20 protein-coding genes and 1 riboswitch are annotated in these 25404 nt (G+C 61.4%); of the genes, 6 read left to right on the top strand and 14 right to left on the bottom strand.

Annotated features, from left to right (window positions below; genetic code table 11):
• The first annotated feature begins 17 nt into the window (after nt 1-17).
• Both asd and AB4O45_RS15825 read left to right on the top strand, forming a co-directional pair.
• A complete protein-coding gene (asd, locus tag AB4O45_RS15830; protein ID WP_024011354.1) occupies nt 18-878 on the top strand; it encodes an archaetidylserine decarboxylase in 861 nt (286 codons plus the stop codon).
• 66 nt (nt 879-944) lie between these two features.
• The gene (locus AB4O45_RS15825; RefSeq protein WP_460160284.1) at nt 945-2693 is read left to right on the top strand and encodes a molecular chaperone; all 1749 of its coding nucleotides are present in this window, start codon (nt 945-947) and stop codon (nt 2691-2693) included.
• 103 nt (nt 2694-2796) lie between these two features.
• On the opposite strand, the gene serB is transcribed toward AB4O45_RS15825, so the two are convergent.
• Entirely contained in the window at nt 2797-4011 is a 1215-nt protein-coding gene (gene serB, locus AB4O45_RS15820) for a phosphoserine phosphatase SerB (protein ID WP_016771966.1), read from the bottom strand.
• A gap of 134 nt (nt 4012-4145) precedes the next feature.
• Here serB and AB4O45_RS15815 point away from each other — a divergent pair, with 134 nt between their 5' ends.
• Nucleotides 4146-5657, top strand: a complete 1512-nt coding sequence (locus AB4O45_RS15815) for an AhpA/YtjB family protein (RefSeq protein WP_056787522.1) — start codon at nt 4146-4148, stop codon at nt 5655-5657.
• A gap of 348 nt (nt 5658-6005) precedes the next feature.
• Here AB4O45_RS15815 and AB4O45_RS15810 read toward each other — a convergent pair whose 3' ends face one another.
• From AB4O45_RS15810 to AB4O45_RS15770, 9 genes are all read right to left on the bottom strand, one after another.
• Entirely contained in the window at nt 6006-6716 is a 711-nt protein-coding gene (locus AB4O45_RS15810; protein ID WP_024011350.1) for a PqiC family protein, read from the bottom strand.
• Between the two features lie 185 nt (nt 6717-6901).
• Nucleotides 6902-9166, bottom strand: coding sequence for a DNA topoisomerase IV subunit A (parC, locus tag AB4O45_RS15805; protein ID WP_024011349.1), 2265 nt, complete (start codon nt 9164-9166; stop codon nt 6902-6904).
• A gap of 7 nt (nt 9167-9173) precedes the next feature.
• Entirely contained in the window at nt 9174-9698 is a 525-nt protein-coding gene (locus AB4O45_RS15800) for a retropepsin-like aspartic protease family protein (protein WP_041477648.1), read from the bottom strand.
• Nucleotides 9695-10684: an esterase-like activity of phytase family protein gene (locus AB4O45_RS15795; protein ID WP_041477647.1), complete on the bottom strand. Its 990-nt coding sequence runs from the start codon at nt 10682-10684 to the stop codon at nt 9695-9697. The genes AB4O45_RS15800 and AB4O45_RS15795 overlap by 4 nt, the downstream gene beginning before the upstream one ends.
• Nucleotides 10684-12591, bottom strand: coding sequence for a DNA topoisomerase IV subunit B (parE, locus tag AB4O45_RS15790; protein WP_024011346.1), 1908 nt, complete (start codon nt 12589-12591; stop codon nt 10684-10686). The genes AB4O45_RS15795 and parE overlap by 1 nt, the downstream gene beginning before the upstream one ends.
• 41 nt (nt 12592-12632) lie before the next feature.
• Complete coding sequence (locus AB4O45_RS15785) at nt 12633-13241, bottom strand: YqiA/YcfP family alpha/beta fold hydrolase (protein WP_095180976.1); 609 nt, start codon at nt 13239-13241, stop codon at nt 12633-12635.
• A gap of 290 nt (nt 13242-13531) precedes the next feature.
• Nucleotides 13532-14347, bottom strand: coding sequence for a 3',5'-cyclic-AMP phosphodiesterase (gene cpdA / locus AB4O45_RS15780; protein ID WP_460160283.1), 816 nt, complete (start codon nt 14345-14347; stop codon nt 13532-13534).
• A 97-nt stretch (nt 14348-14444) separates the two neighbouring features.
• Nucleotides 14445-14897, bottom strand: a complete 453-nt coding sequence (locus AB4O45_RS15775) for a DUF1249 domain-containing protein (protein WP_016771972.1) — start codon at nt 14895-14897, stop codon at nt 14445-14447.
• Nucleotides 14888-15505 (bottom strand): NUDIX domain-containing protein, encoded by a 618-nt coding sequence (locus AB4O45_RS15770; RefSeq protein WP_024011344.1) that lies wholly within the window; start codon nt 15503-15505, stop codon nt 14888-14890. Before AB4O45_RS15770 ends, AB4O45_RS15775 begins: the two co-directional genes overlap by 10 nt.
• Nucleotides 15506-15732: 227 nt before the next feature.
• Here AB4O45_RS15770 and AB4O45_RS15765 point away from each other — a divergent pair, with 227 nt between their 5' ends.
• The gene (locus AB4O45_RS15765) at nt 15733-16479 is read left to right on the top strand and encodes an RsiV family protein (protein WP_016771974.1); all 747 of its coding nucleotides are present in this window, start codon (nt 15733-15735) and stop codon (nt 16477-16479) included.
• Here AB4O45_RS15765 and cytX read toward each other — a convergent pair.
• Both cytX and thiC read right to left on the bottom strand, forming a co-directional pair.
• Nucleotides 16448-17740 (bottom strand): putative hydroxymethylpyrimidine transporter CytX, encoded by a 1293-nt coding sequence (gene cytX, locus AB4O45_RS15760; RefSeq protein WP_460160282.1) that lies wholly within the window; start codon nt 17738-17740, stop codon nt 16448-16450. The genes AB4O45_RS15765 and cytX overlap by 32 nt on opposite strands.
• A gap of 140 nt (nt 17741-17880) precedes the next feature.
• Nucleotides 17881-19770 (bottom strand): phosphomethylpyrimidine synthase ThiC, encoded by a 1890-nt coding sequence (gene thiC / locus AB4O45_RS15755; protein ID WP_095180980.1) that lies wholly within the window; start codon nt 19768-19770, stop codon nt 17881-17883.
• 145 nt (nt 19771-19915) lie between these two features.
• Nucleotides 19916-20021, bottom strand: a riboswitch (TPP riboswitch).
• Between the two features lie 204 nt (nt 20022-20225).
• Here thiC and AB4O45_RS15750 point away from each other — a divergent pair.
• Nucleotides 20226-21659: a TolC family outer membrane protein gene (locus AB4O45_RS15750; protein ID WP_016771977.1), complete on the top strand. Its 1434-nt coding sequence runs from the start codon at nt 20226-20228 to the stop codon at nt 21657-21659.
• Between the two features lie 1006 nt (nt 21660-22665).
• On the opposite strand, the gene waaA is transcribed toward AB4O45_RS15750, so the two are convergent.
• Entirely contained in the window at nt 22666-23940 is a 1275-nt protein-coding gene (gene waaA, locus AB4O45_RS15745; protein WP_460160281.1) for a lipid IV(A) 3-deoxy-D-manno-octulosonic acid transferase, read from the bottom strand.
• 11 nt (nt 23941-23951) lie between these two features.
• Nucleotides 23952-24848, bottom strand: coding sequence for a LysR family transcriptional regulator (locus AB4O45_RS15740; protein WP_095180982.1), 897 nt, complete (start codon nt 24846-24848; stop codon nt 23952-23954).
• Nucleotides 24849-24955: 107 nt separating this feature from the next.
• Between AB4O45_RS15740 and AB4O45_RS15735 the strand changes: the two genes are divergently transcribed.
• Nucleotides 24956-25288 (top strand): DMT family transporter, encoded by a 333-nt coding sequence (locus tag AB4O45_RS15735; RefSeq protein ID WP_460160280.1) that lies wholly within the window; start codon nt 24956-24958, stop codon nt 25286-25288.
• The last annotated feature ends 116 nt before the right edge of the window (nt 25289-25404 follow it).

Below are 25404 nucleotides of genomic sequence, written 5' to 3'. Positions count from 1 at the left end.
GTTTTTAAGGACAACTAATGAAAGAGCGTCTGTTTATCCTCAGCCAGTACCTGCTGCCGCATCACCTGCTGTCGCGCCTGGCCGGCTGCATCGCCGAATGCCGCGTGCGCTGGTTCAAGAATGCCTTCACCCAATGGTTTGCCAAGCGTTATCAAGTGGACATGTCGCAAGCGCTGGTCGAAGACCTGACCGCTTACGAGCACTTCAACGCCTTCTTCACGCGTGCCCTGAAAGACGGCGCGCGTCCACTGGACGAGACCCCGGGCGCAATCCTCAGCCCGGCCGACGGTGCGGTCAGCCAGCTCGGCCCGATCGAGCACGGTCGTGTGTTCCAGGCCAAGGGCCACAGCTTCAGCGTGCTGGAGTTGCTCGGCGGGGATGCGGCCAACGCAGCGCCGTTCATGGGCGGCGACTTCGCTACCATTTACCTGTCGCCTAAGGACTACCACCGCGTGCACATGCCGCTGGCCGGCACCCTGCGCGAAATGGTCTACATCCCGGGCCGCATTTTTTCGGTGAACCAGACCACTGCCGAAAACGTCCCGGAGCTGTTCGCCCGCAACGAGCGCGTGGCGTGCATTTTCGATACAGAACGCGGGCCGATGGCCGTGGTGCTGGTCGGTGCGATGATTGTCGCTTCGATCGAAACCGTGTGGGCCGGTCTGGTCACGCCACCGAAGCGCGAGCTGAAAACCTTCCGCTACGACGAAGCCGCACGCGCACCGATTCATCTGGAAAAAGGCGCGGAACTTGGGCGCTTCAAGCTCGGTTCGACGGCGATCGTGCTGTTTGGCCCGGATCAGGTGAAGTGGGCCGAAGAGCTGGTGGCCGGTTCACCCGTGCAGATGGGCCAAGGCCTGGCACTGCCAAAAGCGTGACCCTGTTCGTGGAAGCAGCCGAGGCTGCTTCCGCAAACTGCGGCATTTGCTGCTATGGTTTTGCTCATGAGCCAGACCAACTTTTCTCCCAAGCTGCGCGCTCCGACTCCCACGCAAACGCGCCTGTCGTTCTGCGAGGCCAGCCCGCGCGACCTCAAGCGCTGGATCGCCGGCCTGCCCAAGGCCAACATCGGCGAAACCGCCCGCTTGCTGTATCAAGGCCTCGGCGAACTGAACCTGTTGCTCACCCCCAGCGACAATCGCCTGCAATTGCTTGAGCTGCTGCGGCCCGAGGTGTATTTCGTCTGCCAGCATCTGGAACGGCATTTTCTGCATCAGGCGATCATGCTCGACGAGCGTTCGCGCAAAGTCAGCAACCTGTGTCAGGCGCTGCAAGGTCAGTTGGCCATCGGCTATAAACAGATCGTTCTGCGCATCCTGCCCAAATACAGCAAGGATCGCGCGACGTTGGTCGGCACCGCCTTGCAACGCGCCGCGCATGCCCTCAAGGCGCAACTGGTGCGCGCCACGCAGCTGTACAGTTCACCGCCGGAACACGTGTGGTTCGAATTGCATCAGCTGTATCGCAGCGCGGCGCAATTGCAGCTGCAACAACGGCGGCTGCGCGATGATCTGGCGTTTTTGACCAGCGAACTGAGCGTCGAACAGACCTACATCGCCGCACTGCTATTGGGCAGTGCCCGTTGCAATCAATTACGCCAGAGCCAGATTGCTCGTCTGGCCGAGGTGATCGAGCCATGGAGCGCCCTGCTCAAGCTGCATCCCGGCAGCGCCGACGACGGTTTGTTCGCCATCAGCCCGGAACTGGATGTTGGTCCACGCTACCGCAAGATGTTTCGCAGCGAACAACAGAGCGGGCTGCTGGGCTTCGACCCGCAGCCCTTGGTCAAGCAGCTCGAAACGCACCTGCTGCAGCAGCCGACTTCAACCCCCCTGCCTGTTTCCGCCGGTCTCAGCATCGATACCCTGCAACATCTGCACGCCACTTGGGGCCAGGCTGCCGAACGCAGTTTTCAGCGCAGCGCCGGCCAGGGCACATTGACCGTGTGCGTCGGCATGAGCGCCCTGCACTTCTACCTCGGCGGCGAGCGCACCTTCAGCGAGTTGCTCAAACATCCCGGTGCCCGCACGGCAAATTTCAGCAGCGTCGTGGCCAACGGCGAAAAGGACAGCTGGAGTCAGGCGTTCGACGCTGCCCCGCAAAGTAACGATGAGCTGTTGCCGTACGAGGAAATCCAGTACGACCAGTTGAGCGAGGATGAAGGCCCCGGCAACTCGCCGAACTATCCGACTTACGCCTTGCCGGTGATCAACCATAGCCCCGGCGGCTATTGCCTGGCCTGGCCGAGCGAGGTGCCGGCGGAATTGCAGGCCGGGGAAATGCTCGGCATTCAGGACAGCGAGGGCAAAGGCTGGAGCATTGCGGTGATTCGCTGGATCCGCCAGGTGCGCGGTAGCGGCACGCAGATGGGCATTGAACTGGTCGCGCCACACGCGCAGCCGTGCGGGCTGCAACTGGTTCGTTCCAAGGACGATCACAGCCATTATCTGCGCGGTTTGCTGTTGCCGGAGATCAGTGCGATCGATGTGCCGGCCACTGTACTTGCGCCGCGCCTGCCGTTTCAGGAAGGCAACAAGGTATTGATCAACACCCAGGGCGAAGAACACCGCGCCGGGCTGGATCGGCGGGTGGCGAGTACGCACAGCTTCAACCAGTTCGCCTATCGCTCGCTGGATCCTGCGCAGAATGGCGGGGGTGAGGAGGATTTTGATTCGTTGTGGAATTCGCTCTAGACCGAGGCACGGCCTTCGCGAGCAGGCTCGCTCCCACACTGGAATGAGATTTCCTGTGGGAGCGAGCCTGCTCGCGAAGAGGCCAGATCAGCTTATGGAGATCTCAGAGCTGCCCGTCGCGATCCCGGAAACCCAGCAGATACAACACACCATCCAGCCCCAGCGTTGAAATCGCCTGCTTCGCCGACTGCTTGACCAACGGTTTGGCGCGGAACGCCACGCCCAGCCCGGCAATCGCCAGCATCGGCAAGTCGTTGGCGCCGTCGCCGACAGCAATGGTCTGCTCCAGACGCAGGCCTTCCTTGTGCGCCAGCTCCTTGAGCAGATCTGCCTTGCGCTGCGCATCGACAATCGGCTCGATCGCCACGCCGGTGCACTTGCCGTCGACCACTTCCAGCTCGTTGGCAAACACGTAATCGATGCCAAGCTTGGCCTGCAGTTGCTTGGCGAAATAAGTGAAGCCGCCGGACAGGATGGCGGTTTTGTAGCCGAGGCGTTTGAGTTCGGCGAACAGGGTTTCGGCGCCTTCGGTCAGGCGCAGCGAGGCGCCGATCGAGTCGAGCACGCTGACGTCGAGGCCCTTGAGCAGCGCCAGACGCTCCTTGAAGCTGGCGCGGAAATCCAGTTCACCGGCCATGGCGCGCTCGGTGATTTCCGAAACCCGGTCACCCACGCCGGCCGCTTTGGCCAGCTCATCGATGACTTCCGCTTCGATCAGCGTCGAGTCCATGTCGAACACCGCCAGACGCCGGTTGCGGCGAAACAGCGAGTCTTCCTGGAAGGCGATGTCGACGTTCAATTCCTGGGCAACGCTGAGGAATTCGGCGCGCAGGGCCTGCGGATCGGCGGCTTCACCGCGCACGGAAAACTCGATGCAACCCTTGCCCTTGTCGGCCGGCGTGTCCAGCGGCATGCGCCCCGACAGACGGTCGATATGGTCGATGTTCAAGCCATATTTGGCGGTGATCGCGCTGACCGCCTGCAATTGGCCGGCGGTGACTTTGCGCGTCAGCAGGGTAACGATATGGCGTTTCTTGCCCTGATTGCCCACCCACTGCTGGTAATCCTCTTCGGACACCGGGGTGAAACGCACTTGCTGATCCAGTTCGTAGCCCTTGAACAGGATGTCCTTGAGCACTGACTTGCCCTGTTCGGAATCGGGAATTTCAACCAGGATGCCGAACGACAGGGTGTCGTGGATCACCGCCTGACCGATGTCGAGAATGTTCACACCACCTTGTGCCAGAACACCGGTGATGGCCGCTGTCAGACCGGGACGGTCGACTCCCGTGATGTTAATCAGGACGATTTCGCGCAACGCGCACCCCCGCAACTGGAAAAAAACCGCATTCTACCCACTTTCAGTGACCATCGGGCACCGCGAGCGCTTTGCCGGTCTGGGGCCTGTCGCTATACTGCGCGTCAACTTCACGGACAAAGAGCCGAGCTCAAGTGAACCGGCCCACGCCAGTCAAAACCGATAACTTCTTCCTGCTGATCTTCCGTGCACTGCGCCATCGCCGTGTACCGATTGCATTGCGCATTGCCAGCCACAACGTGATCCTGGTCGCTCTGGCCCTGGTGATCTATGCCGGGGTGATGGGGCTGCAATTCAAGCAGGCCATGCACGAGCAGGCCGATGCGCTGGGCGAAAGCCTGACCACGCAGACCGCCACCTCCGCCACCGAGCTGCTGGTGTCCAACGACATCCTCAGCCTCAACGTGCTGCTCAACAACCTGACCAAGAACAAACTGGTCGCCCACGCGGCAATCTACAGTGTGGACAACCGCATCCTCGCCGAGTCCGGTCAGCGTCCCAAGCACAGCCTGCTGGGCGAAGCCGAGGGCATGTACGAGAGCAAGATCACTTTCCAGGACGTGACTGCCGGGCAACTGCGCATCAGCCTGGACATGGATCAGTTCCAGCAGCCGATGACCATCAGCCTGCAAAGCATGGGCATTCTGAGCGCAATTCTGCTGGCGCTGTCATTGGCTCTGAGTCTGCGCATGGGCCGCTACCTGTCGACGCCGTTGCTGCAATTGCGCGTGTGGCTGCGCCGCATCGACGCGCACACCCCGGGCATCGACCGCCAGGATGAAATCGGCGATCTGGCGCGCCAGCTGCATGCCAGCTACGCCCCGGAACCGGAGCCTGAGCCCGAACCCGAGCCGGAATTCGCCGAGGAAGAAGACGAGCCTGAATTCGAGGTGCGTAACCTGCGCGATCCGAGCTTCGACGAAAGCCGCCCGCTGGCCGCGAAGAAACCGGCGCCGCGTCACCTGGTCAGCACCGTCGAAGACGATGATGACGATGACGCTTTCGCCGACCTGCGCGACGAATCGCTCAACGACGGCGCCCAACCGCTGACGCGCAAACCGAGCCCTGACGTGCCACAGCACACCGCCGTACTGGCCGTGCAACTGGGCTCGCAGGAACAATTGCGTCGTTTGCCTCGCGCACGTCTGGAAGAATTGCAGGAACGCTATCGCGACTGCCTCGAGCAGGCCGCGTCGCTGTATCAGGGCGAAATCGAAACCCTCAACGATGGCAGCACGCTGTTGCTGTTCCACACCGAAGACTGCGGCGACGATTACCTGACCAATGCCATCTGCTGCGGCGAACTGCTGCGTGCACTCGGCCACCAATTGCAGATTGAGGTCGCAGACAGCGGCATCACCCTGCAATTGCAGCTGGGCCTGACCTTGGGCGATGAGTTGTTCGGTCTGAGCCAGATTGATCTGCTGCTGACCGATTCGGCCCAGGATGCACTGGCCTTGTCGCAACACAGCCGCAATCTGCTGCTGGTCGAGCGCAAGATCAGCGATGACACCTTGATCCGCCAGCGTGCGCGGATCCGGCCGATCGCCAGCCCTGAAGGCGCTTGCTGTGTGGAGCGGTTGATGGAGCCATATCCGTCGATGCTCGAACGGCAACTGGCGCGGATGCATGAGCGCCGGGCGTAAGGCTTAGGCCCGATACGCAAAAGCCCGCAGACAATTAATTGTCTGCGGGCTTTTTTGTGCGCGGTGTTATTGGATTCGAGAGCATCCCTGAAAAGCCCCTCACCCTAGCCCTCTCCCAGAGGGAGAGGGAACAGATTGGGGGATATTCGAGAGTTACATCGACATGCACGTTTGGCTGTGAATCCATAATCGCCAAGATCTCTCAGGTCGACGTAAGACGCCCGACACCTCAGTCGGTCCCCTCTCCCTCCGGGAGAGGGCTAGGGTGAGGGGCTTTTGATCTTCCACCTCACCTCCAGACATAACAAAGCCCGCACAAGGCGGGCTCTGTTCTGACGCGTTCCAGCCTCAGAAGCGAAACACTTCCATATCGGTACGAATAGGCGAGGCCATCGGAATCTTTGGCTGCTTCTCGGCATCCGCCGCCGGCGCTGCGGGTTTCGGCGCGGCTTTACGCGGTGCCTCGGCCACGGGCGGCTGGTTGGCCAGTGGCTTGAGCGCCACCGACAACTGCTCGGCCAGACGCTGCAACAGAACCCCTTGTGCCTGCACCTGGGACGCGGTGCTGCCGGCGTGCGTTTCCTGCAGGTGAATGATGCGGTTATCGCGCACCTTGCCGCGACGATCGATCAAACGCCATTGCGCATCGAGAATCGCCGGTTGTTTCGCCCCGGAATCCAGACGGGTGATGGTCAGCAGAACCTGCACATCCGGCGTGAATCCGGCAGTAGCAGGCGCCAGCACCACACGCTGACTGTCCAGGTGACCAGCCACCTGACGCATCAGCAGTTGATCGATATCCGACGAAAGGCTGCCAGCCCAACGACCGTCGGTCGCCGCTTGCAGGCTGCCGTCGGGTTGACGTTGCAGCAGGGTTTCGCGTTGCAGGTAATCGGCAACAACTACCGGCCCCAGCAAAACCGCCATGCCCGCGCTTTGCGCAGGCTGAACCGGACTTCCGCTGTCCAGTTGGTACAGCGACACCGGCTGGTGAACGCTGCAACCCGCCAGGCCAAGAACGCCGGCGAGCAACAAAATAAGGGGGCGTAGAGCAGTCATCATCCCGTCCAGGTGGCCGCCACAAGGCTGACCACAGTGAAAATACTCAATAAATATGAAGAACGCTCGGCCACGCCGGCGCTTGAAAGGCCATATCATCCGTGAATATGCGTTCCGACTCCAGCGCCAAAGCGTCGATCTACGCGTTTAATCGCAGATCGAACGCTCTAGGAAGGCGTTCTCGCCTAATTGAGGTTTTCGACGAGCAGCGCATCCACCCTCTGGAAGCCCCGCGGAAGTTTGTTTCCGCGCCGTCCCCGCTCACCTTTGTAGTGCTCGAGGTCGTCGGCTTTCAGCGACAGGGTCCGTTTGCCAGCCTGCAATACCAGGGTGGCGCCTTCCGGCAGGACGGCGATGTCCGTGACATATTCTTCGCGACTGGCCACGCGTTCACCGGATATACCGATGATCTTGTTGCCTTTGCCCTTACCTAATTGTGGCAGATCGCTGATTTTGAAGATCAGCAGGCGACCTTCGGTCGTGACCGAGGCCAGCCAGTTCTGCTCACGATCGGCCACAGGGCGCGGCGCGATGACCTTGGCGTTGTTCGGCAGGCTCAACAGGGCCTTGCCGGCCTTGTTCTTCGCTTGCAGGTCTTCGCCTTTGACCACGAAGCCGTAACCGGCATCGGACGCAATCACGTACAGCGCATCGTCTTCGGGCATCAGCACGCATTCGAACGAAGCGCCCGGTGGCGGCGTCAGACGGCCGGTCAAGGGTTCGCCCTGGCCACGGGCCGACGGCAAGGTATGCGCGGCGACCGAGTAGCTGCGACCGGTGGAATCGATGAACACGGCAAACTGGTTGGAGCGCCCCGCCGCCGAGGTCTTGAAGCCATCGCCGGCCTTGTACGACAGACCGGTAGCGTCGATGTCATGGCCCTTGGCCGAACGCACCCAGCCTTTTTCCGACAGCACGACAGTGACTTTCTCGTTCGGCAGCAGATCGTGCTCGCTCAACGCCTTGGCTTCGGCGCGCTCGACGATTGGCGAACGGCGGTCGTCGCCGTAGGTTTCGGCGTCTTTGAGCAGCTCGGTGCGCACCAGTTTCTTCAGCTTCGCTTCGCTGCCCAGCAGGGCTTGCAGCTTGGCTTGTTCCTTGAGCAGTTCGTCCTGCTCGTCGCGCAGCTTCATCTCTTCCAGTCGCGCCAACTGACGCAAGCGGGTGTCGAGGATGTAGTCGGCCTGAATCTCGCTGAGGGCGAAACGCTCAATGAGCTTGGCTTTCGGATGCTCCTCGGTACGGATGATGTGAATTACTTCATCCAGGTTGAGGTAGGCGATCAGCAAACCGTCCAACAGGTGCAGGCGACGCTCGACCTTGTCGAGGCGAAATTGCAGGCGGCGACGCACGGTCAGCACGCGGAATTCCAGCCATTCGACCAGCAGCGCACGGAGGTTTTTCAGCTGCGGCTTGCCGTCCAGACCGATGATGTTGACGTTGACCCGGTAGGTCGACTCCAGCTCGGTGCTGGCGAACAGGTGCTGCATCAGCGCTTCGTGATCGACGCGGCTGTTGACCGGGATGATCACGATGCGGCACGGGTTTTCGTGGTCGGATTCGTCACGCAGATCGGCGATCTGCGGCGCTTTCGACGGTTTGGCCTGCATCAGCGCGGCGATCTGCTCCAGCACCTTGGCGCCGGAGACCTGATGCGGCAGCGCGGTGACGATGATGTCGCCGTCCTCGACGTGGTACACGGCGCGCATACGCACCGAGCCCTTGCCGGTTTCGTACATCTTCAGCAGGTCGGCACGCGGCGTGATGATTTCCGCTTCGGTCGGATAATCCGGACCCTGGATGTGTTCGCAGAGCTGTTCGACCGTGGCTTTCGGCTCATCCAGCAAGCGTACGCAGGCGGTGGCGACTTCGCGCAGGTTGTGCGGCGGTACGTCGGTGGCCATGCCCACGGCGATACCGGTGGTGCCGTTGAGCAGAATGTTCGGCAGGCGCGCCGGCAACACCAGCGGCTCCTGCAGGGTGCCGTCGAAGTTCGGCCCCCAGTCCGCGGTGCCCTGGCCCAGTTCGCTGAGCAGCACTTCGGAATAGCGCGACAGCCGCGCTTCGGTGTAACGCATGGCGGCGAAGGACTTCGGATCGTCCGGCGCACCCCAGTTGCCCTGGCCGTCGACCAGCGTGTAGCGATAGCTGAACGGCTGCGCCATCAGCACCATCGCTTCGTAGCACGCCGAATCGCCGTGGGGGTGGAACTTGCCGAGCACGTCACCGACGGTACGCGCCGATTTCTTGTGCTTGGAATCAGCGTCCAGCCCCAGTTCGCTCATGGCGTAGACGATACGCCGCTGTACCGGCTTCAGGCCGTCGCCGATATGCGGCAAGGCGCGGTCCATGATCACGTACATGGAGTAGTTGAGGTAGGCATTTTCGGTGAAGTCAGCCAGCGAGCGGCGTTCTACACCATCCAGGCTGAGATCAAGGGAGTCGCTCATGCGGGCCTCATCGGTTCGTTGTCTGGCGCAGCAGCATGGTGCCACCGCGCTGGGTAAATTCAAGTCTGTTCAGGGCGCTCATGCCGAGCAGCACCTGGTCGCCATGCAGCCCCGGCGCCACCAGTGCGCGGACATCCCGCAGCACGATGTCGCCCAGTTGCAGGCGGGCAATCTTCGTTCGATAGCCCTGGCTCAGGCCATTGGCCGTGCTCAGGGTCACGCCGAAACCTTCTTGCAGCTTCAAACGCTTGGCCAGATCCGCCGGGATCGCGACATCGGTCGCGCCGGTGTCGAGCATGAACTCCACCGGCTCGCCGTTGATCTGGCCGCTGGCGACAAAATGCCCTTGGGCATTGCTCGCCAGTTTCACTTCGATAAAACCTTCGCCCTGCTCCGACGTGACCACGATGTTCGGATTCTGCTGGCGCTGCTCCCACTGCCCAAAAAACTTCGTCGCGAGAAACAGTGCCGCGCACCAGGCGAGGACCATTAGCACCCGACCGGCACGCTTGCCCGGCGGTTGCTGGCTCATGGCCTGGCACTCCAGCCACCGTCCGGCGCGGCGAAGCGCCAGACCACCGGGCGGACTTCGCCGTCGGCACGCGGGCCAAAATTGTTGTCGACGCCGATCCACGCGCCTTCGGCATCAATGATCAGCGCTTCCTCCAGTCCGTAGTTCTGCGAATACCGACGTTGTTCCTGCAACAGTTCGCCGGCATACGACCAGCACTGCTCGACCTTGGCCGTCTGCGCATCGCGACGGCAGATCTCGAAAGCGTTGCGTTCAAGGGTAAACAGCTTGCCGTTGAACAAGGAAATGTCGGAGAAGTCGCGATGAACCGCTTTCGCCTTGGGAAACTGTGGCGGCTGCATCTCCTTGCCGCCCTCACTGAGCAGCACGCAGCGACCGTCACAATCCCACACCGTCTGCTGGCGTTTGATCAGCAGCAAACCACGTTTTTGCCGTTCGGCGGCCAGCCATATCTGATCACCGGCCGGGTTGATCGCCAGGCCCTCGAAGATCGAATTGAACTTGAGCAGCAGGCCGCTCGCCCGCGCTTCGCGAACCAGCAGCGGCGAGATTTTCAGCCAGTTAGCCGGGCCACTGACCGGCACCTGCAACACCGCCGCATGGGCCTCACTGACGATGTAGCGATTGCCTACGCTGTCGCAACTGATGCCTTCGAAATCCAGATCGCCCCCACGAATGAACGACGCCGCCCAGGTGCGCGAACTCAAGCCCCACGGCAGGCCGCTCTCCGGCACAGGCGGCACGTCGATGTGCACAGTTTGCGCCTGCCAGACCGGATCGTGGGTATCGAGCCGATAGATCTGCTCGTCATCGCGATCGGAAACCGTCCACAGCTCGTTGCCGCACATGGCCAGACCTGACAGGTTACCGCCGCGGATGCCTTCGACCGGGTGTTCGGAAAGCAGCTGCAACTCTTGCAGCGGCTCGGCCGACACGCTCAGCGCACTCAGCAGCAACGCACCCGCCAAGGCCCAGCCAAACTGCATCAGGCCAGCACCTCGGCGAGGTTGCCTTTGGATTCCAGCCAGGATTTGCGGTCACCGGCGCGTTTCTTCGCCAGCAGCATGTCCATCATTTCCGAGGTTTCGGCGAAGTCTTCGCCCAGCGTCAACTGCACCAGACGCCGAGTGTTCGGGTCCATGGTGGTTTCACGCAACTGCGGCGGGTTCATTTCACCCAGACCTTTGAATCGGGTGACCTGGGGTTTGCCGCGTTTCTTTTCGGCCACCAGGCGATCGAGAATGCCGTCGCGCTCGGCTTCGTCGAGGGCGTAGTAGATCTCTTTGCCGAGGTCGATGCGGTACAGCGGCGGCATCGCCACGTAGACGTGACCGGCATCCACCAACGGGCGGAAATGCTGGACGAACAGCGCACACAGCAAAGTCGCAATGTGCAGACCGTCGGAGTCGGCGTCGGCGAGGATGCAGATCTTGCCGTAGCGCAGCTGGCTCATGTCCGCGGCGCCCGGATCGACGCCGATCGCCACGGCGATGTTATGCACTTCCTGGCTGGCGAGCACTTCGCTGCCGTCGACTTCCCAAGTGTTGAGGATCTTGCCGCGCAACGGCAGGATCGCCTGGAACTCCTTGTCCCGCGCCTGTTTGGCCGAACCGCCGGCGGAGTCACCCTCGACCAGGAACAGCTCGGAACGCATCGGGTCCTGCCCGGCGCAGTCAGCCAGTTTGCCCGGCAGCGCCGGACCTTGGGTGACGCGTTTGCGCTCGACTTTCTTGCTCGCCTTGAGACGGCGGCCGGCGTTGTTGATCGCCAATTCGGCCAGGGCCAGACCGGTTTCCGGGTTGGCGTTGAGCCACAGGCTGAACGCATCCTTGACCACACCGGAGACGAACGCCGCTGCCTCACGGGAAGACAGACGCTCTTTGGTCTGGCCGGAGAATTGCGGTTCCTGCATCTTCATCGACAAGACAAAAGCGATGCGCTCCCAGACGTCTTCCGGCGCCAGTTTCACGCCGCGCGGCAGCAGGCTGCGGAACTCGCAGAACTCGCGCATCGCGTCGAGCAGGCCCTGACGCAGACCGTTGACGTGCGTACCGCCCTGGGCGGTCGGGATCAGGTTGACGTAGCTTTCCTGCACCGCGTCGCCACCTTCCGGCAGCCACAGCAGCGCCCAGTCGACCGCTTCTTTATTACCGGCGAAAGCGCCGCAGAACGGCTCGTTCGGCAGACGTTCGAATTCGCTGACCGCATCGACCAGGTAGGAGCGCAGGCCGTCTTCGTAATGCCACTCGACTTTCTCGCCGGTGCCTTTGTCTTCGAAGCTGACCAGCAAGCCCGGGCACAGCACAGCCTTGGCCTTGAGCACGTGCTTGAGGCGGCTGATGGAGAATTTGGGAGAATCGAAGTATTTCGGGTCCGGCGCGAAGTACACGCTGGTGCCGGTGTTGCGCTTGCCGACGGTACCGACGATTTCCAGCTCGGAGGCCTTGAAGCCGTCCTTGAAGGTCATTTGGTATTCGTTGCCGTCACGTTTGACCCGCACGCGCACTTCGGTCGACAGCGCGTTGACCACGGAAATGCCCACGCCGTGCAGACCACCGGAGAACTGGTAGTTCTTGTTGGAGAACTTGCCGCCCGCATGCAGCTTGGTGAGGATCAGTTCGACGCCGGACACGCCCTCTTCCGGGTGAATGTCGACCGGCATGCCGCGGCCGTCGTCGCTGACTTCCAGCGAATGGTCGGCGTGCAGGATGACCTGCACCGATTTGGCGTGGCCGGCCAGGGCTTCGTCGACGCTGTTGTCGATGACTTCCTGGGCGAGGTGGTTCGGCCGACTGGTGTCGGTGTACATGCCGGGGCGTTTGCGCACCGGGTCGAGGCCCGAGAGGACTTCGATGGCGTCGGCGTTATAAGAACTAGCGCTGGGAGTGGCCATAAGGTCTCGTCGTCAGTCATTCATGAAAGAGGGGCAAGACTTCACAGCGTGGTGAAATCGATTGCCTGATACATATCGGCAGCCATGCCGGCAAAACTCAGCAACGCCGGCAATTGCCCGGCAAAGCCCTGGAAACTGTGGTCGCCGCCGGCCTGGATGCGCAAGGCACAGGCGCGGTAATACTGTTGGGCGAGGCGATAATCCAGCGTTTCGTCGCCGGTTTGCAACCAGACCTGATAACGCTGCGGATCCTGCGGTGGTGGCACTTCCAGTTCGGCCAGCGCCGTGACGTGGTCGTGGGTCAGTTCCCAGGTTTCATCGGTGTAGAGGTTCTGCTGCGTGCCCAGATAACCATCGAACATCCGGTGCGGGCTGACCGCCGGGTTGACCAGCAGGGCTTTCAGGCCATGGCGCTCGGCCAGGTGAGTCGCATAGTAGCCGCCGAGCGAACTTCCCACCAGCAACGGCCGGCCCAGCTCGGCGATTGCCTGCTCGAGCTGACCGATGGCTTCACGCGGATGGTGATGCAGCGCCGGCACGCGCAATTGCCCGCTCAAACCCAGCTGCTCCATGACCGCGACCAGCTGACAGGCCTTCTTCGAGGCCGGCGCGCTGTTGAAACCGTGGATATAGAGGATCGAACCGGACATTTGAGCTCCCTGGCTGTCGGCGAAAGATAGCGGAGTTTACAGGGAGAAGGACCGGGATTGGGGGTGGGTTCAATAAATTGGTGTGACAGCACAAGCTGCCCTCACCCTAACCCTCTCCCGGAGGGAGAGGGAACCGACTGGGGGATATTCGAGAGCTACACCGACCTGAGCGTTTTGCTGCGAATCCATAATCGATATCGCTGTTTCAGGTCGATGCACAGCCAAAGACACCGCGGTCGGCCCCCTCTCCCTCTGGGAGAGGGCTGGGGTGAGGGTCTTTGATTGTCAGTTCAGTAACCGTTGGAGCCGTAATCGACTGTGAACTCGAAGTCGCTGACTCTTTCGACGCCCGTTTCCAATTTCCCGTCCGGCAACAATCGCAACCAGCGATACCCCGGCGCCTGCTCGCCCACTTTGAAATCCGCACTCCCCGGCTCGAACTGGATACACGTCGAGGGCGAGGCCATCAAGCGCACGCCATTGCGGTCGCGATCGATTTGCTGATGCACATGCCCCCACAGCACCGCGCGAACCTGTGGAAAGCGATCCAGCACTTCAAAGAACGCTTCCGGGTTGCGCAAGCCGATCGGCTCCATCCACGCGCAGCCGATCGACACCGGATGATGATGCAGGCACACCAGATGATGGCGCTCAGGCGCCTCGCTCAGCGCGCGCGCGAGCAGTTGCAATTGATCATCCTGCAGATAGCCCGGCACCGAACCCGGCACCGCCGAGTCCAGCATCGTCACCCGCCAATTGCCAATATCGACCACCGGCTCCAGCAGCGTGCTTTGCACCGCCGCCTCGGCCATGACCATCGGCTCGTCGTGATTGCCGGGAATCCAGCGCGCGGGTGCACTGATCTGCGCGCTCAGTTGGCGGAATGCCTGATACGACTGCAGCGTGCCGTCCTGGGAAATATCGCCGGTGGCCAGCACCAGGTCGATCTGCGCCTGTTGCGCCAACACCAGGTCGATGACCCTTTGCAGGCTCTCGCGGGTCTTCATGCCCAGCAGCGTGCCGTCCGCCTCGGCGAACAAGTGGCTGTCGGACAACTGCACCAGCAGCGCCGGGTCGGCGCTGGTCAATGTCGATACGCTGGGCAAGGCGCTCTCCCGGGGCTAAGCACGCAATGGATGGGTGCGGCAATTATGCTGGGGGATGACAAAAAGGGGAAACCGCCGAAGCGGACGCAGTTCACAACTAGCGAACGACTTCGTACTCGTGCCCCAACGCCAGGCAATGACTCAGCCATTCGCCCAGAAACACATTGAGCTGGGCCTTTTCATCGGGCTGATGCATGGCGGCGTTCGGATAAGGATAGATGCCGCGAAAGCGTCGTGCATGCTCGGCGCTGACCACTTCGGCCATGCGCGCGTCGTGGTAGACCTGCACTTCCAGTTGCGGCACCGGCAACCACGGCAGACTGTGCTCCTGGCGCACCTGCAAGGTCGTGGTGTACGGGCAGGTCTGCAACACCTCGAGAGCGAGCACGCCAAGCATCTGCTCGCCCTGGGTCACAGCGATACGCCGCGCCTCGGGTTCGTTGCGCATGTCCGGCAGCAGTCGCATCAGGCGCGCGTAGTTGGCCTCGCAGGCGGCTTGCAGCCCTACGAGGTCAACCCGATAACGATCGCGCAGCTTGTTTACGACCATAGCCCCCTCACTTCGGCGCGGTTGAGCGCCAGCCACTGCAAGGCGATGATGCTCGCCGCGTTGGCAATACGTCCGTCACGCACGGCCTGCAAGGCATCTTCAAATGCCCAGACCGTTACGCGAATGTCTTCGGCCTCTTCTTCCAGCCCGTGCAGACCGCCGACACCGTCGGTGCTGCAACGTCCCAGATACAAATGCACGAACTCGTTGCTGCCACCCGGCGAGGGGAAATACTTGGTCATCGGCCACAGCGCCTTGATGTCCAGCCCAGCTTCCTCCTGCGCCTCGCGGTGAGCAACTTCTTCCGGTTGCTCATCCTTGTCGATCAGACCGGCGACCAGTTCGACCAGCCATGGGTTGTCGGCCTTGCCCATGGCGCCGACACGAAACTGCTCGATCAACACCACTTCATCGCGCTGCGGATCGTAAGGCAGGACGCACACGGCATCGTGGCGCACGAAGATTTCACGATTGATTTCGCGGCTCATGCCACCGGCGAACAGCTCATGGCGCAGGTGCACACGGTCAAGCTTGTAAAAGCCCTCGTAGCATTTTTCGCGCCGCACGATATCCACGGCGGTCGGAATGGCGTTGGCAAAGTCAGTCATAATCTTCCTCTTTACTGCACATCCATTACGAGGTTGCTGTGTACAACCGGCAACCTCGACTTCGCGCCATCCTAACGCGCCCGCACCGTTTGATGCAGCCCCTTTACCGTCAGCGGGATGGACGGTGACGGTGAAACACACTCTAATCAGCTTAGTGGCGAACTGACTGCTCCGTTGAGAGTCGAAGCGGTATCTTTTTGCCTTCCCCTGCTTTCGAAAGGACGCCCATGTCGCTTTTCAAAATTGCCTCTGTGGCCGCTATTGCCCTGACTCTGGGCGCTTGTGCCAGCCTGTTCCAGCCCAACTATCGCACGCCGCTGGAAACCACCCGCGACGCCTCGGAACAACTCAAACCCGGTTGTTCCAATCCCGATTGCCCGCTGGTGAACATCGACACCCTGCGCTTCCCGGATGAGCCGGCGCTGGATGGCATCATCGAAAAACGTCTGCTGCAAATGACTCGCACCGAGAAGAACGCACCCGTAGCGCCAACCCTGGCCGCCTACCGCGAGCAGTTCCTCGCCAGCGCCGGCCCGCGCAACAGCAGCTATCTGCAAGCGAAAGTACGCGAGCAGCATGACGGACTGGTGATCATCGAGCTGTCGAGCTACCTCGACACTGGCGGCGCCCACGGCACGCCGGGTCGCGGTTTCATCAACTATTCGCGCCAGCAGCACAAGGTGCTGAACCTGTCCGACATGTTGCTGCCGGGGCAGGAAGAGGCGTTCTGGAAAGCCGCGCAAGTGGCGCACAACAGTTGGCTGATCAGTACCAAACTCGATCAGGAGGCGGAATTCGTCGCGAACTGGCCGTTCGTGAAAACCCCGCACGTGGCGCTGACCTACGGCGGCGTGATCCTCAAGTACGACGTGACCACTATCGCGCCATATGCGCTGGGCCACGTCGAACTGAAGATTCCTTACCCGCGCCTGAACGGCATACTCAAGCCCGAGCTGTTTCCCGGCCGTAACTGAAGGCCCGGCCCAGCACCAGTTGTAGCAACCCTGCCAGCACCAGCGCCGGCAGGGTTGCGCCGACATCCGGATACAGATTCGCCAGCAAGTGGTAGGTGCTGACTCCACCCAGCCACGCCAGCAACGCCGGCCAGCGCAATGCGGCTGAGGCGACCTGAGCACTGCGCTTGCGCAGGATGAAGTGATCCACCAGCACCACGCCGAACAACGGCGCAAACACCGAGCCGATCAGCAACAGGAAACTCTGGTACTGCGCCAACGGCGCCAGCAGTGCGATCAGCGTGCAGATCACGCCGATGGCCAAGGCCAGATGCTCGACTTTCAGACGCAACAGAATCCCGCTCGATACCGCCGCCGAATGAATATCGGCAAAAGCGTTTTCCGACTCGTCGAGCAAAATCAGCAACAGCGGAATGCCCAGACCGGCGCCAGCCAAGGCCAGCAGCAACGCATTGACTTCACCGCTCGGCGCGAACGCCAGGGTGTAGGCCACGCCAAGGCTCATCAGCCAGAAGTTACCGATGAAAAAACCCACAGCCGTGCCACCGAAAACATTCTTCGCACGCTTGCCGAAACGCGAGTAGTCGGCAATCAGCGGCAGCCACGACAGCGGCATGGCGATGGCAATGTCGAAGCCCACGGCGAACGGCATCGAACCGTCACCGGCGCGCGCCCACAGCGCCGCGAGGTCGGCTTTGGCGAACAGGTTCCAGGTCAGCCACAGGCACGCGGCGAGCAACAGCCAGATGCCCCACTTGCGCAGAATCTGCCGCACGAACGTCAACGGCCCGCTCACCGCGAGCAAGGTCGCCAGCGCACCGAAGAACAGCGTCCACAGAATCGGATTGGCCCACAGCGAACCTTCGCTGAAGACGCGGCTGCCGAGCAGACTGGCGGCGTCGCGCATGACGATGATTTCGAACGAGCCCCAGCCGATCAGTTGCAGCAGATTGAGCAGCGCCGGCAGGCTCGCGCCTTTGCTGCCGAGGCTGAGCTTCAGCGCCGCCATCGATGACAGGCCGGTGTCGCTGCCGATCACGCCGACAGCAGCCAGCAACAGCACGCCGACCAGCGTGCCGAGGAAGATGGCCAGCAAAGAACCGGACAGACCCAGACCCGGCGCGAGCAATGCGCCGGTCTGCAAAACCATCAGGCCGATGCCGAGGGAGAACCACAGGGAAAACAGATCGCGCCCGCCGAACACACGCTTTGCAGCGGGGACGGCGAGATCGGGGGAATAGGTGCCGGGTTGAATGCTCAAGGGTGTTATCTCAAAGGGACATTTGTTGTGATCGTTCCCACGCTCTGCGTGGGAATGCCTCTCGGGACGCTCCGCGTCCAGTGACGCGGAGCGTCACGGGCTGCATTCCCACGCGGAGCGTGGGAACGATCAGTACGGGGTCAAACTTTCTTGTACAGCTGACTGCCTTCCTTCTTGAACCGCTCGGCCTGTTCCGCGAGTCCTTTGGCGACGTCCACGTCGACCGCATCGATGCGTTGGTTGGCTGCGTATTCACGGACTTCCTGGGTGATCTTCATCGAGCAGAATTTCGGCCCGCACATTGAGCAGAAGTGCGCGACCTTGGCCGAGTCCTTCGGCAGGGTTTCGTCGTGATAGGAGCGCGCGGTGTCCGGATCCAGGCCGAGGTTGAACTGGTCTTCCCAGCGGAATTCGAAACGCGCCTTGCTCAGTGCGTTATCACGAATCTGCGCGCCCGGGTGTCCCTTGGCCAGGTCCGCTGCGTGGGCGGCGATCTTGTAAGTGATGATCCCGGTCTTCACGTCATCCTTGTTCGGCAGGCCCAAGTGCTCCTTCGGCGTCACGTAGCAGAGCATCGCGCAACCGAACCAGCCGATCATCGCCGCGCCGATACCGGAAGTGATGTGGTCGTAGCCCGGCGCAATGTCGGTAGTCAGCGGGCCGAGGGTGTAGAACGGCGCCTCGTCGCAGCATTCGAGCTGCTTGTCCATGTTCTCTTTGATCAACTGCATAGGCACGTGGCCCGGGCCTTCGATCATGCATTGCACGTCATGTTTCCAGGCGATTTTGGTCAGCTCGCCGAGGGTTTCCAGTTCGCCGAATTGCGCTTCGTCGTTGGCGTCGGCAATCGAGCCCGGACGCAGGCCATCGCCCAGCGAGAAGCTGACGTCGTAGGCCTTCATGATTTCGCAGATTTCGTCGAAGTGGGTGTAGAGGAAGTTCTCTTTGTGGTGCGCCAGGCACCACTTGGCCATGATCGAACCGCCACGGGAGACGATGCCGGTGACGCGTTTGGCAGTCAGCGGTACGTAGCGCAGGAGCACGCCGGCGTGAATGGTGAAGTAGTCGACGCCCTGCTCGGCCTGTTCGATCAGGGTGTCGCGGAACAACTCCCAGGTCAGGTCTTCAGCGACGCCGTTGACCTTCTCCAGCGCCTGATAGATCGGCACGGTACCGATCGGCACCGGCGAGTTGCGGATGATCCACTCGCGGGTTTCGTGAATGTGTTTGCCGGTGGACAGGTCCATCACCGTGTCCGAGCCCCAGCGAATGCCCCAGGTCAGCTTCGCCACTTCTTCTTCGATCGAAGAACCCAGGGCACTGTTGCCGATGTTGCCGTTGATCTTCACCAGGAAGTTACGGCCGATGATCATCGGTTCCAGTTCGACGTGGTTGATGTTGGCGGGAATGATCGCGCGACCGCGAGCGATTTCTTCGCGGACGAATTCAGGGGTGATTTCTTGCGGAATGCTTGCGCCGAAGCTGTGGCCGGCATGTTGCTGTTTGAGCAAACCGGCTGCGCGGGCCTCTTGCAGCTTCATGTTTTCGCGGATGGCGACGTATTCCATCTCGGCGGTGATGATGCCTTTGCGCGCGTAGTGCATCTGGCTGACGTTGGCCCCGGCCTTGGCGCGGCGCGGGTTGTTGACGTGAGCGAAGCGCAGTTTGGTCAGTTCGGCATCGGCCAGACGCTGCTGGCCGAAGTTCGAGCTCAGGCCCGGCAGGCGCTCGGTATCGCCACGGTCATCGATCCACGCTGAACGCACATCGCCAAGGCCTTTGCGCACATCGATGACCACGTTCGGATCGGTGTACGGGCCGGAAGTGTCGTAGACCGTGACCGGCGCATTGATCTCGCCGCCGAAATCGGTCGGGGTTACATCGAGGCTGATTTCGCGCATCGGCACGCGGATGTCCGGGCGCGAGCCCTGAACGTAGATTTTTTGCGAACGGGTGAACGGCTTGACCGATTGCTCGTCGACCTTGGCCGAGTCACTCAGGTTGATCGCGTTTTTTTCTTTTGTTGTCATCACGGGCTCTCCAGACAGCATCCAGCAGTGGATTGTCGGAGCAGAACCTGAAAGGCACGGACGCACCAGGACCGGTGCTGTGCATTCGTCATGAGCGTTCGATTGTCGAACAATATCCCGGACGAAGCACAAGAGGACTCGCCGGGTGACGAGAAATCTTGTTCCCTACGCAGGCGCTAACCTGATCAGGTTCAACGGGATCCGAAATTATTCGATCTCAGCCTCATAGCAAGGCACCCCGACAAGAACCCGGCCAGTCTAGACACAACCATCAAGGAACGCCAACACCGCAGCGAACGCCATGATGAATGGCGTAAATACCCAGGCTGGCCGATTGTTGCCGGAGCAATGCGCAACTACACTCGCTTGGCCTGCCCAGCCTTGACGCTGTGTGGGCTGCGCCTTACCTTTGACGCCCGGATTACTTCCATAATATTCATGCTAGGGATCGCCTCATGCTGCGCAAACTTTCATTGGCTGTTGCCGTGTCCTGTGCGTCCAACACAATGGCCTGGGCAGCGGAAGCACCCTTGTCGACCAAAACCGATCTGGTCAGCGTCTATCAGGAAGCGGTCGACAATAACGCCGACCTCGCCGCGGCCCGCGCCCAGTATGGCGCGCAGAAAGAAGTGGTGCCGCAAGCCCGCGCCGGTCTGCTGCCGAACCTGTCCGGTGGCGCCGAAGTTGCTGACGTGCGCACCTCGATCGACCAGCCTTCGGCCATCGCCAACCGCAGCGCGCATTCCTACCAGGCGACACTCGCGCAGCCGCTGTTCCGCGCCGATCGCTGGTTCCAGTATCAAGCAGCCAAAGACGTCAACGAACAGGCCGCGCTGCAGCTCTCGGCCACCGAGCAGAACCTGATCCTGCAGAGCGCCGAAAGCTACTTCAACGTGCTGCGCAGCCAGGACAATCTGGCCTCGACCAAGGCTGAAGAAGCGGCGTTCAAACGTCAGCTCGATCAGTCCAACGAGCGCTTCGATGTCGGCCTTTCGGACAAGACCGACGTGCTGCAATCGCAAGCCAGTTACGACACCGCGCGAGCCAACCGCATCGTCGCCCAGCGTCAGGTCGATGACGCGTTCCAGGCGTTGATCACCCTGACCAACCGTCAGTACAACTCGATTCAGGGCATCGTCCACACGCTGCCGATCCTGCCGCCGGCGCCCAACGATGCGAAATCCTGGGTCGACACGGCGGCACGGCAGAACCTCAACCTGCTCGCCAGCAACTACGCGGTCAGCTCCGCCGAGCAGACACTCAAGCAGCGCAAGGCCGGCCACTTGCCGACCCTCGACGCCGTGGCGAAATACGAGAAAGGCGACAACGACGCCCTCGGCTTCGCCAACCCCAACTCGTTCGGCGCGCCCTACGGCGGCAACGTCGAGCAGAGCACGCTGGGCCTGCAACTGAACATCCCGATCTACAGCGGCGGCCTGACCAGTTCGCAAGTGCGACAGTCCTATGCGCAACTGGATCAGAGCGAACAGCAGCGCGAATCGCTGCGCCGGCAAGTGGTGGAAAACACCCGCAATCTGCACCGCGCGGTAAACACCGACGTCGAGCAGGTGCAGGCGCGCCGCCAGTCGATCATCTCCAACCAGAGCGCGGTGGAAGCCACGGAAATCGGTTATCAGGTCGGCACACGCAACATCGTCGACGTGCTCGATGCGCAGCGCCAGCTGTACACCTCGGTGCGCAACTACAACAACACCCGCTACGACTACATCCTCGACAACCTGCGCCTGAAGCAGGCGGCGGGGACGCTGAACCCGGGTGATCTGGAAGATCTGCGGCGCTATCTGAAAGCCGATTACAACCCGGACAAGGACTTCCTGCCGCCGGATCTGGCATCGGCGGCTGAGGCGCAGCTCAAGGCCCGGCCATAAACAATCTGGAATGAATCCCATGTGGTGAGGGGATTTATCCCGTCCGGCTGCGCAGCAGTCGTAAATCCTGCTTGCCAGATTTGACTGAATCACCGCGTTGAATGGTTTCGGGGCCGCTTCGCAACCCAGCGGGGATGAATCCCTGTGGCGAGGGGATTTATCCCCGTCCGGCTGCGCAGCAGTCGTAAATCCTGCTTGCCAGATCTGACTGAATCACCGCGTTGAATGGTTTTGGGGCTGCTTCGCAACCCAGCGGGGATGAATCCCTGTGGCGAGGGGATTTATCCCCGTCCGGCTGCGCAGCAGTCGTAAATCCTGCTTGCCAGATTTGACTGAATCACCGCGCTGAATGGTTTTGGGGCTGCTTCGCAACCCAGCGGGGATGAATCCCTGTGGTGAGGGGATTTATCCCCGTCCGGCTGCGCAGCAGTCGTAAATCCGACTTGCCAGATCTAACTGAATCAACGCGCTGAATGGTTTTGGGGCTGCTTCGCAACCCAACGGGGATAAATCCCCTCACCACAGTAATATTCCAGGCGACTATTGGATCAGCCGCGCCAGACCATCCAGCCAAAGGCCCCGGCCATAAACAATCTGGAATGAATCCCATGTGGTGAGGGGATTTATCCCCGTCCGGCTGCGCAGCAGTCGTAAATCCTGCTTGCCAGATCTGACTGAATCACCGCGTTGAATGGTTTTGGGGCTGCTTCGCAACCCAGCGGGGATGAATCCCTGTGGCGAGGGGATTTATCCCCGTCCGGCTGCGCAGCAGTCGTAAATCCTGCTTGCCAGATTTGACTGAATCACCGCGCTGAATGGTTTTGGGGCTGCTTCGCAACCCAGCGGGGATGAATCCCTGTGGTGAGGGGATTTATCCCCGTCCGGCTGCGCAGCAGTCGTAAATCCGACTTGCCAGATCTAACTGAATCAACGCGCTGAATGGTTTTGGGGCTGCTTCGCAACCCAACGGGGATAAATCCCCTCACCACAGTAATATTCCAGGCGACTATTGGATCAGCCGCGCCAAGCCATCCAGCAGCCGCTGCAACGCGCCCTGATTACGGCGCATCACCGCCAGCCCGGCCTCCGCCATGCGCTGCGCATCACGTGGCAGTTCGAACAAGCGCTGCACCTCGATTGCGAGCCCTTCGGCATCATCCACTTCGGCCAACGCCCCGGCTTCGCGCAGTTGCGCGGCGATGTCGAGGAAATTGAACAGGTGCGGGCCGCTGAGTACCGGTTTCGCCAGCGCGGCGGGTTCGAGCAGGTTGTGCCCGCCGTTCGGCACCAGACTGCCGCCGACAAATGCGCTGTCGGCCAGGGCATAGAGAAACAGCAACTCACCCATGGTGTCGCCGAGCAGCACGCTCGTTTGCGCATCGACATTGGCCCCGGTCGAGCGACGTACCGTGGCGAAACCTTCGCGCTGGCACAAGTCGAACACCGAATTGAAACGCTCGGGATGACGCGGCACCAGAATCAGCAACGCATCGGGATGACTGCCCAGCAAACGACGATGGGCGTCGAGCACCACTTCGTCTTCGCCTTCGTGGGTGCTCGCAGCGATCCATACCGGGCGATCCTGCGCCTGCCACCGGCTGCGCAGTTCGGCTGCACGCTGCAACAGTTGCGGGTCGATGGTCAGGTCGAACTTGATCGAACCGGTGACCTCGACAGTTTCCGGACGTGCGCCAAGATCGCGGAAGCGCTGGGCCTCGGCTGCGGTCTGCACGGCCAGCAAACTCATCTCGGCGAGCATCGGCGCAGTGAGTTTGCTGAAGCGGCCATAGCCTTTGGCGGAACGCTGCGACAACCGCCCATTGGCCAACGCCACCGGAATCCCGCGCTTGGCACATTGATGAATATGGTTAGGCCACAGCTCGGTCTCCATGATCACTGCAAGCCTGGGCTGTACGCGATCAAGAAAACGCGCCGCCGCACAAGGCAAGTCATACGGCAGATAGCAGTGTTGAATGCGCGCCTCGTTGGCGAACAGTGCCTGAATCCGCTCCGAACCGGTCGGGGTCATGCAGGTCACGGTGATCGGCAGCGTCGGGTAGCGTTCCAGCAGCGCGCGGATCATCGGCGCGGCGGCAATGCTTTCGCCGACCGACACCGCGTGCACCCAGATGCCACCGGGCTGCAACGTCGGCATGCCATAAGTAAAGCGCTCGCCAATGCGTTTGGCATACGCCGGCGCCTTGCGCGCACGCAGCCATAGTCGAATCGCCACCAATGGCAGCCCCAAGTAAAACAGCGCGGTGTAGAGAGTTCTATTCATGGCGGCGGAGTTTATCGGCTTTTGTCGCCGATCGCCCGCAAGTGCACGGCAAAACGTTCCGCCAGCCAGCGCGCGGCCGGGCCGAGCGGTTCGTCGCGGCGCCAGACCAGTTCCACCACCAGCGCTGGCGGCGTCCATTCGCTGTCGAGCTCAATCATCTGGCCTTGATACGCCGAGTACTGCACAACGTGGCGCGGCAACCAGGCCCAGCCGAGATCGCGCACCAGCCATTCGGACATTACGTAAAAGCTGTCGGCGCGCCACACCTGTGGGCTGGCCGGCTCGTTGCCGGGATAGACGCTGGTCTGCGTCGACATCAGCAATTGCCGGTGCTGCGCCAGTTGCTGGCAGGTCACATAGGAATGCTGCGCCAGCGGATGATTGACGCCACAGACCGTGACCATTTCCACTCGACCCAGTACGCGGCGCTCAAGGGCTTCGGGGATTTCATCGTGATAGAACAGCAGGCCGAGGTCGGCGCGACGTTCGACCAGTTTGCGCGCGACTTCGCCTTGGGCGGCGCTGGTCAGTTGCACTTCCAGGCTGGGAAACTGCTCGGCCAGTTCGCCGAAACTTTCCACCAGCGCCTGATAGGGCATCGCCTCGTCCTGAGCCACCCGCAACTGCGCCTCCTGGCCGCGCAGCATGGCCATCGCGCGGCCGTTGAGGCGCTCGCACTGGCGCAACACTTCCCGCGCCTCTTCCAGCAATGCCTCGCCCGCCTCGGTGAGACTGGGCTGACGGCCACTGCTGCGCTCGAACAGGCTCACGCGCAAATCCTCTTCGAGCATCGCGACAGCACTGCTGATCGCCGATTGCGCCTTGCGTTGTCGACGTGCCACGGCGGAGAACGATCGCTGTTCGGCGACGTCGACAAATACCCGCAGGTGCTCAAGATTCCATTGCATACGATTTTTCAACCTATCTACTGAACAGATAGGTAATGACTTTACCCCATCTGAGCAATCCCTAGAATGTCACTCCAGCAAGCAATGATTTATTTGAGGATCAAACCATGAACGCCTACGTCTATCTGGCCATCGCCATCTGCGCCGAAGTGATCGCCACCGTTTCGATGAAAGCGGTCAGGGGCTTCAGCACTCCTCTACCGCTGATTCTGGTGATTGTCGGCTACGGGATTGCATTCTGGATGCTGACGCTGGTGGTGCGCACCGTACCGGTGGGCGTTGCCTACGCCGTCTGGGCGGGGATGGGCATTGTCATGGTCAGCGTCGCGGCGCTGTTCATCTACGGGCAGAAACTCGACGTACCGGCGATGCTGGGGATGGCGTTGATCGTGCTGGGCGTGGTGGTGATTCAATTGTTCTCGAAAACCGCCGGCCATTAACTGCCAGACACAATCCCCTGTGGGAGCGAGCCTGCTCGCGAATGCGGTACATCAGTCAACACATATGTCGACTGGCATTCCCTCTTCGCGAGCAGGCTCGCTCCCACATTGGCCCA

The organism is Pseudomonas sp. S2_B10 (assembly GCF_054668425.1).
The sequence above is the reverse complement of the archived record's forward strand: the minus strand, read 5'-3'. Positions and strand labels throughout refer to the sequence as shown.

Excerpts from the sequence above, each read along its gene's own strand:
- asd (WP_024011354.1), top strand. The coding sequence starts at position 18 with ATGAAAGAGCGTCTGTTTATCCTCAGCCAGTACCTGCTGCCGCATCAC.
- AB4O45_RS15825 (WP_460160284.1), top strand. The coding sequence starts at position 945 with ATGAGCCAGACCAACTTTTCTCCCAAGCTGCGCGCTCCGACTCCCACG.
- AB4O45_RS15810 (WP_024011350.1), bottom strand. The coding sequence starts at position 6,716 with ATGACTGCTCTACGCCCCCTTATTTTGTTGCTCGCCGGCGTTCTTGGC.
- parC (WP_024011349.1), bottom strand. The coding sequence starts at position 9,166 with ATGAGCGACTCCCTTGATCTCAGCCTGGATGGTGTAGAACGCCGCTCG.
- AB4O45_RS15800 (WP_041477648.1), bottom strand. The coding sequence starts at position 9,698 with ATGAGCCAGCAACCGCCGGGCAAGCGTGCCGGTCGGGTGCTAATGGTC.
- AB4O45_RS15795 (WP_041477647.1), bottom strand. The coding sequence starts at position 10,684 with ATGCAGTTTGGCTGGGCCTTGGCGGGTGCGTTGCTGCTGAGTGCGCTG.
- parE (WP_024011346.1), bottom strand. The coding sequence starts at position 12,591 with ATGGCCACTCCCAGCGCTAGTTCTTATAACGCCGACGCCATCGAAGTC.
- AB4O45_RS15785 (WP_095180976.1), bottom strand. The coding sequence starts at position 13,241 with ATGTCCGGTTCGATCCTCTATATCCACGGTTTCAACAGCGCGCCGGCC.
- AB4O45_RS15775 (WP_016771972.1), bottom strand. The coding sequence starts at position 14,897 with ATGGTCGTAAACAAGCTGCGCGATCGTTATCGGGTTGACCTCGTAGGG.
- AB4O45_RS15770 (WP_024011344.1), bottom strand. The coding sequence starts at position 15,505 with ATGACTGACTTTGCCAACGCCATTCCGACCGCCGTGGATATCGTGCGG.
- AB4O45_RS15765 (WP_016771974.1), top strand. The coding sequence starts at position 15,733 with ATGTCGCTTTTCAAAATTGCCTCTGTGGCCGCTATTGCCCTGACTCTG.
- thiC (WP_095180980.1), bottom strand. The coding sequence starts at position 19,770 with ATGACAACAAAAGAAAAAAACGCGATCAACCTGAGTGACTCGGCCAAG.
- AB4O45_RS15750 (WP_016771977.1), top strand. The coding sequence starts at position 20,226 with ATGCTGCGCAAACTTTCATTGGCTGTTGCCGTGTCCTGTGCGTCCAAC.
- waaA (WP_460160281.1), bottom strand. The coding sequence starts at position 23,940 with ATGAATAGAACTCTCTACACCGCGCTGTTTTACTTGGGGCTGCCATTG.
- AB4O45_RS15740 (WP_095180982.1), bottom strand. The coding sequence starts at position 24,848 with ATGCAATGGAATCTTGAGCACCTGCGGGTATTTGTCGACGTCGCCGAA.
- AB4O45_RS15735 (WP_460160280.1), top strand. The coding sequence starts at position 24,956 with ATGAACGCCTACGTCTATCTGGCCATCGCCATCTGCGCCGAAGTGATC.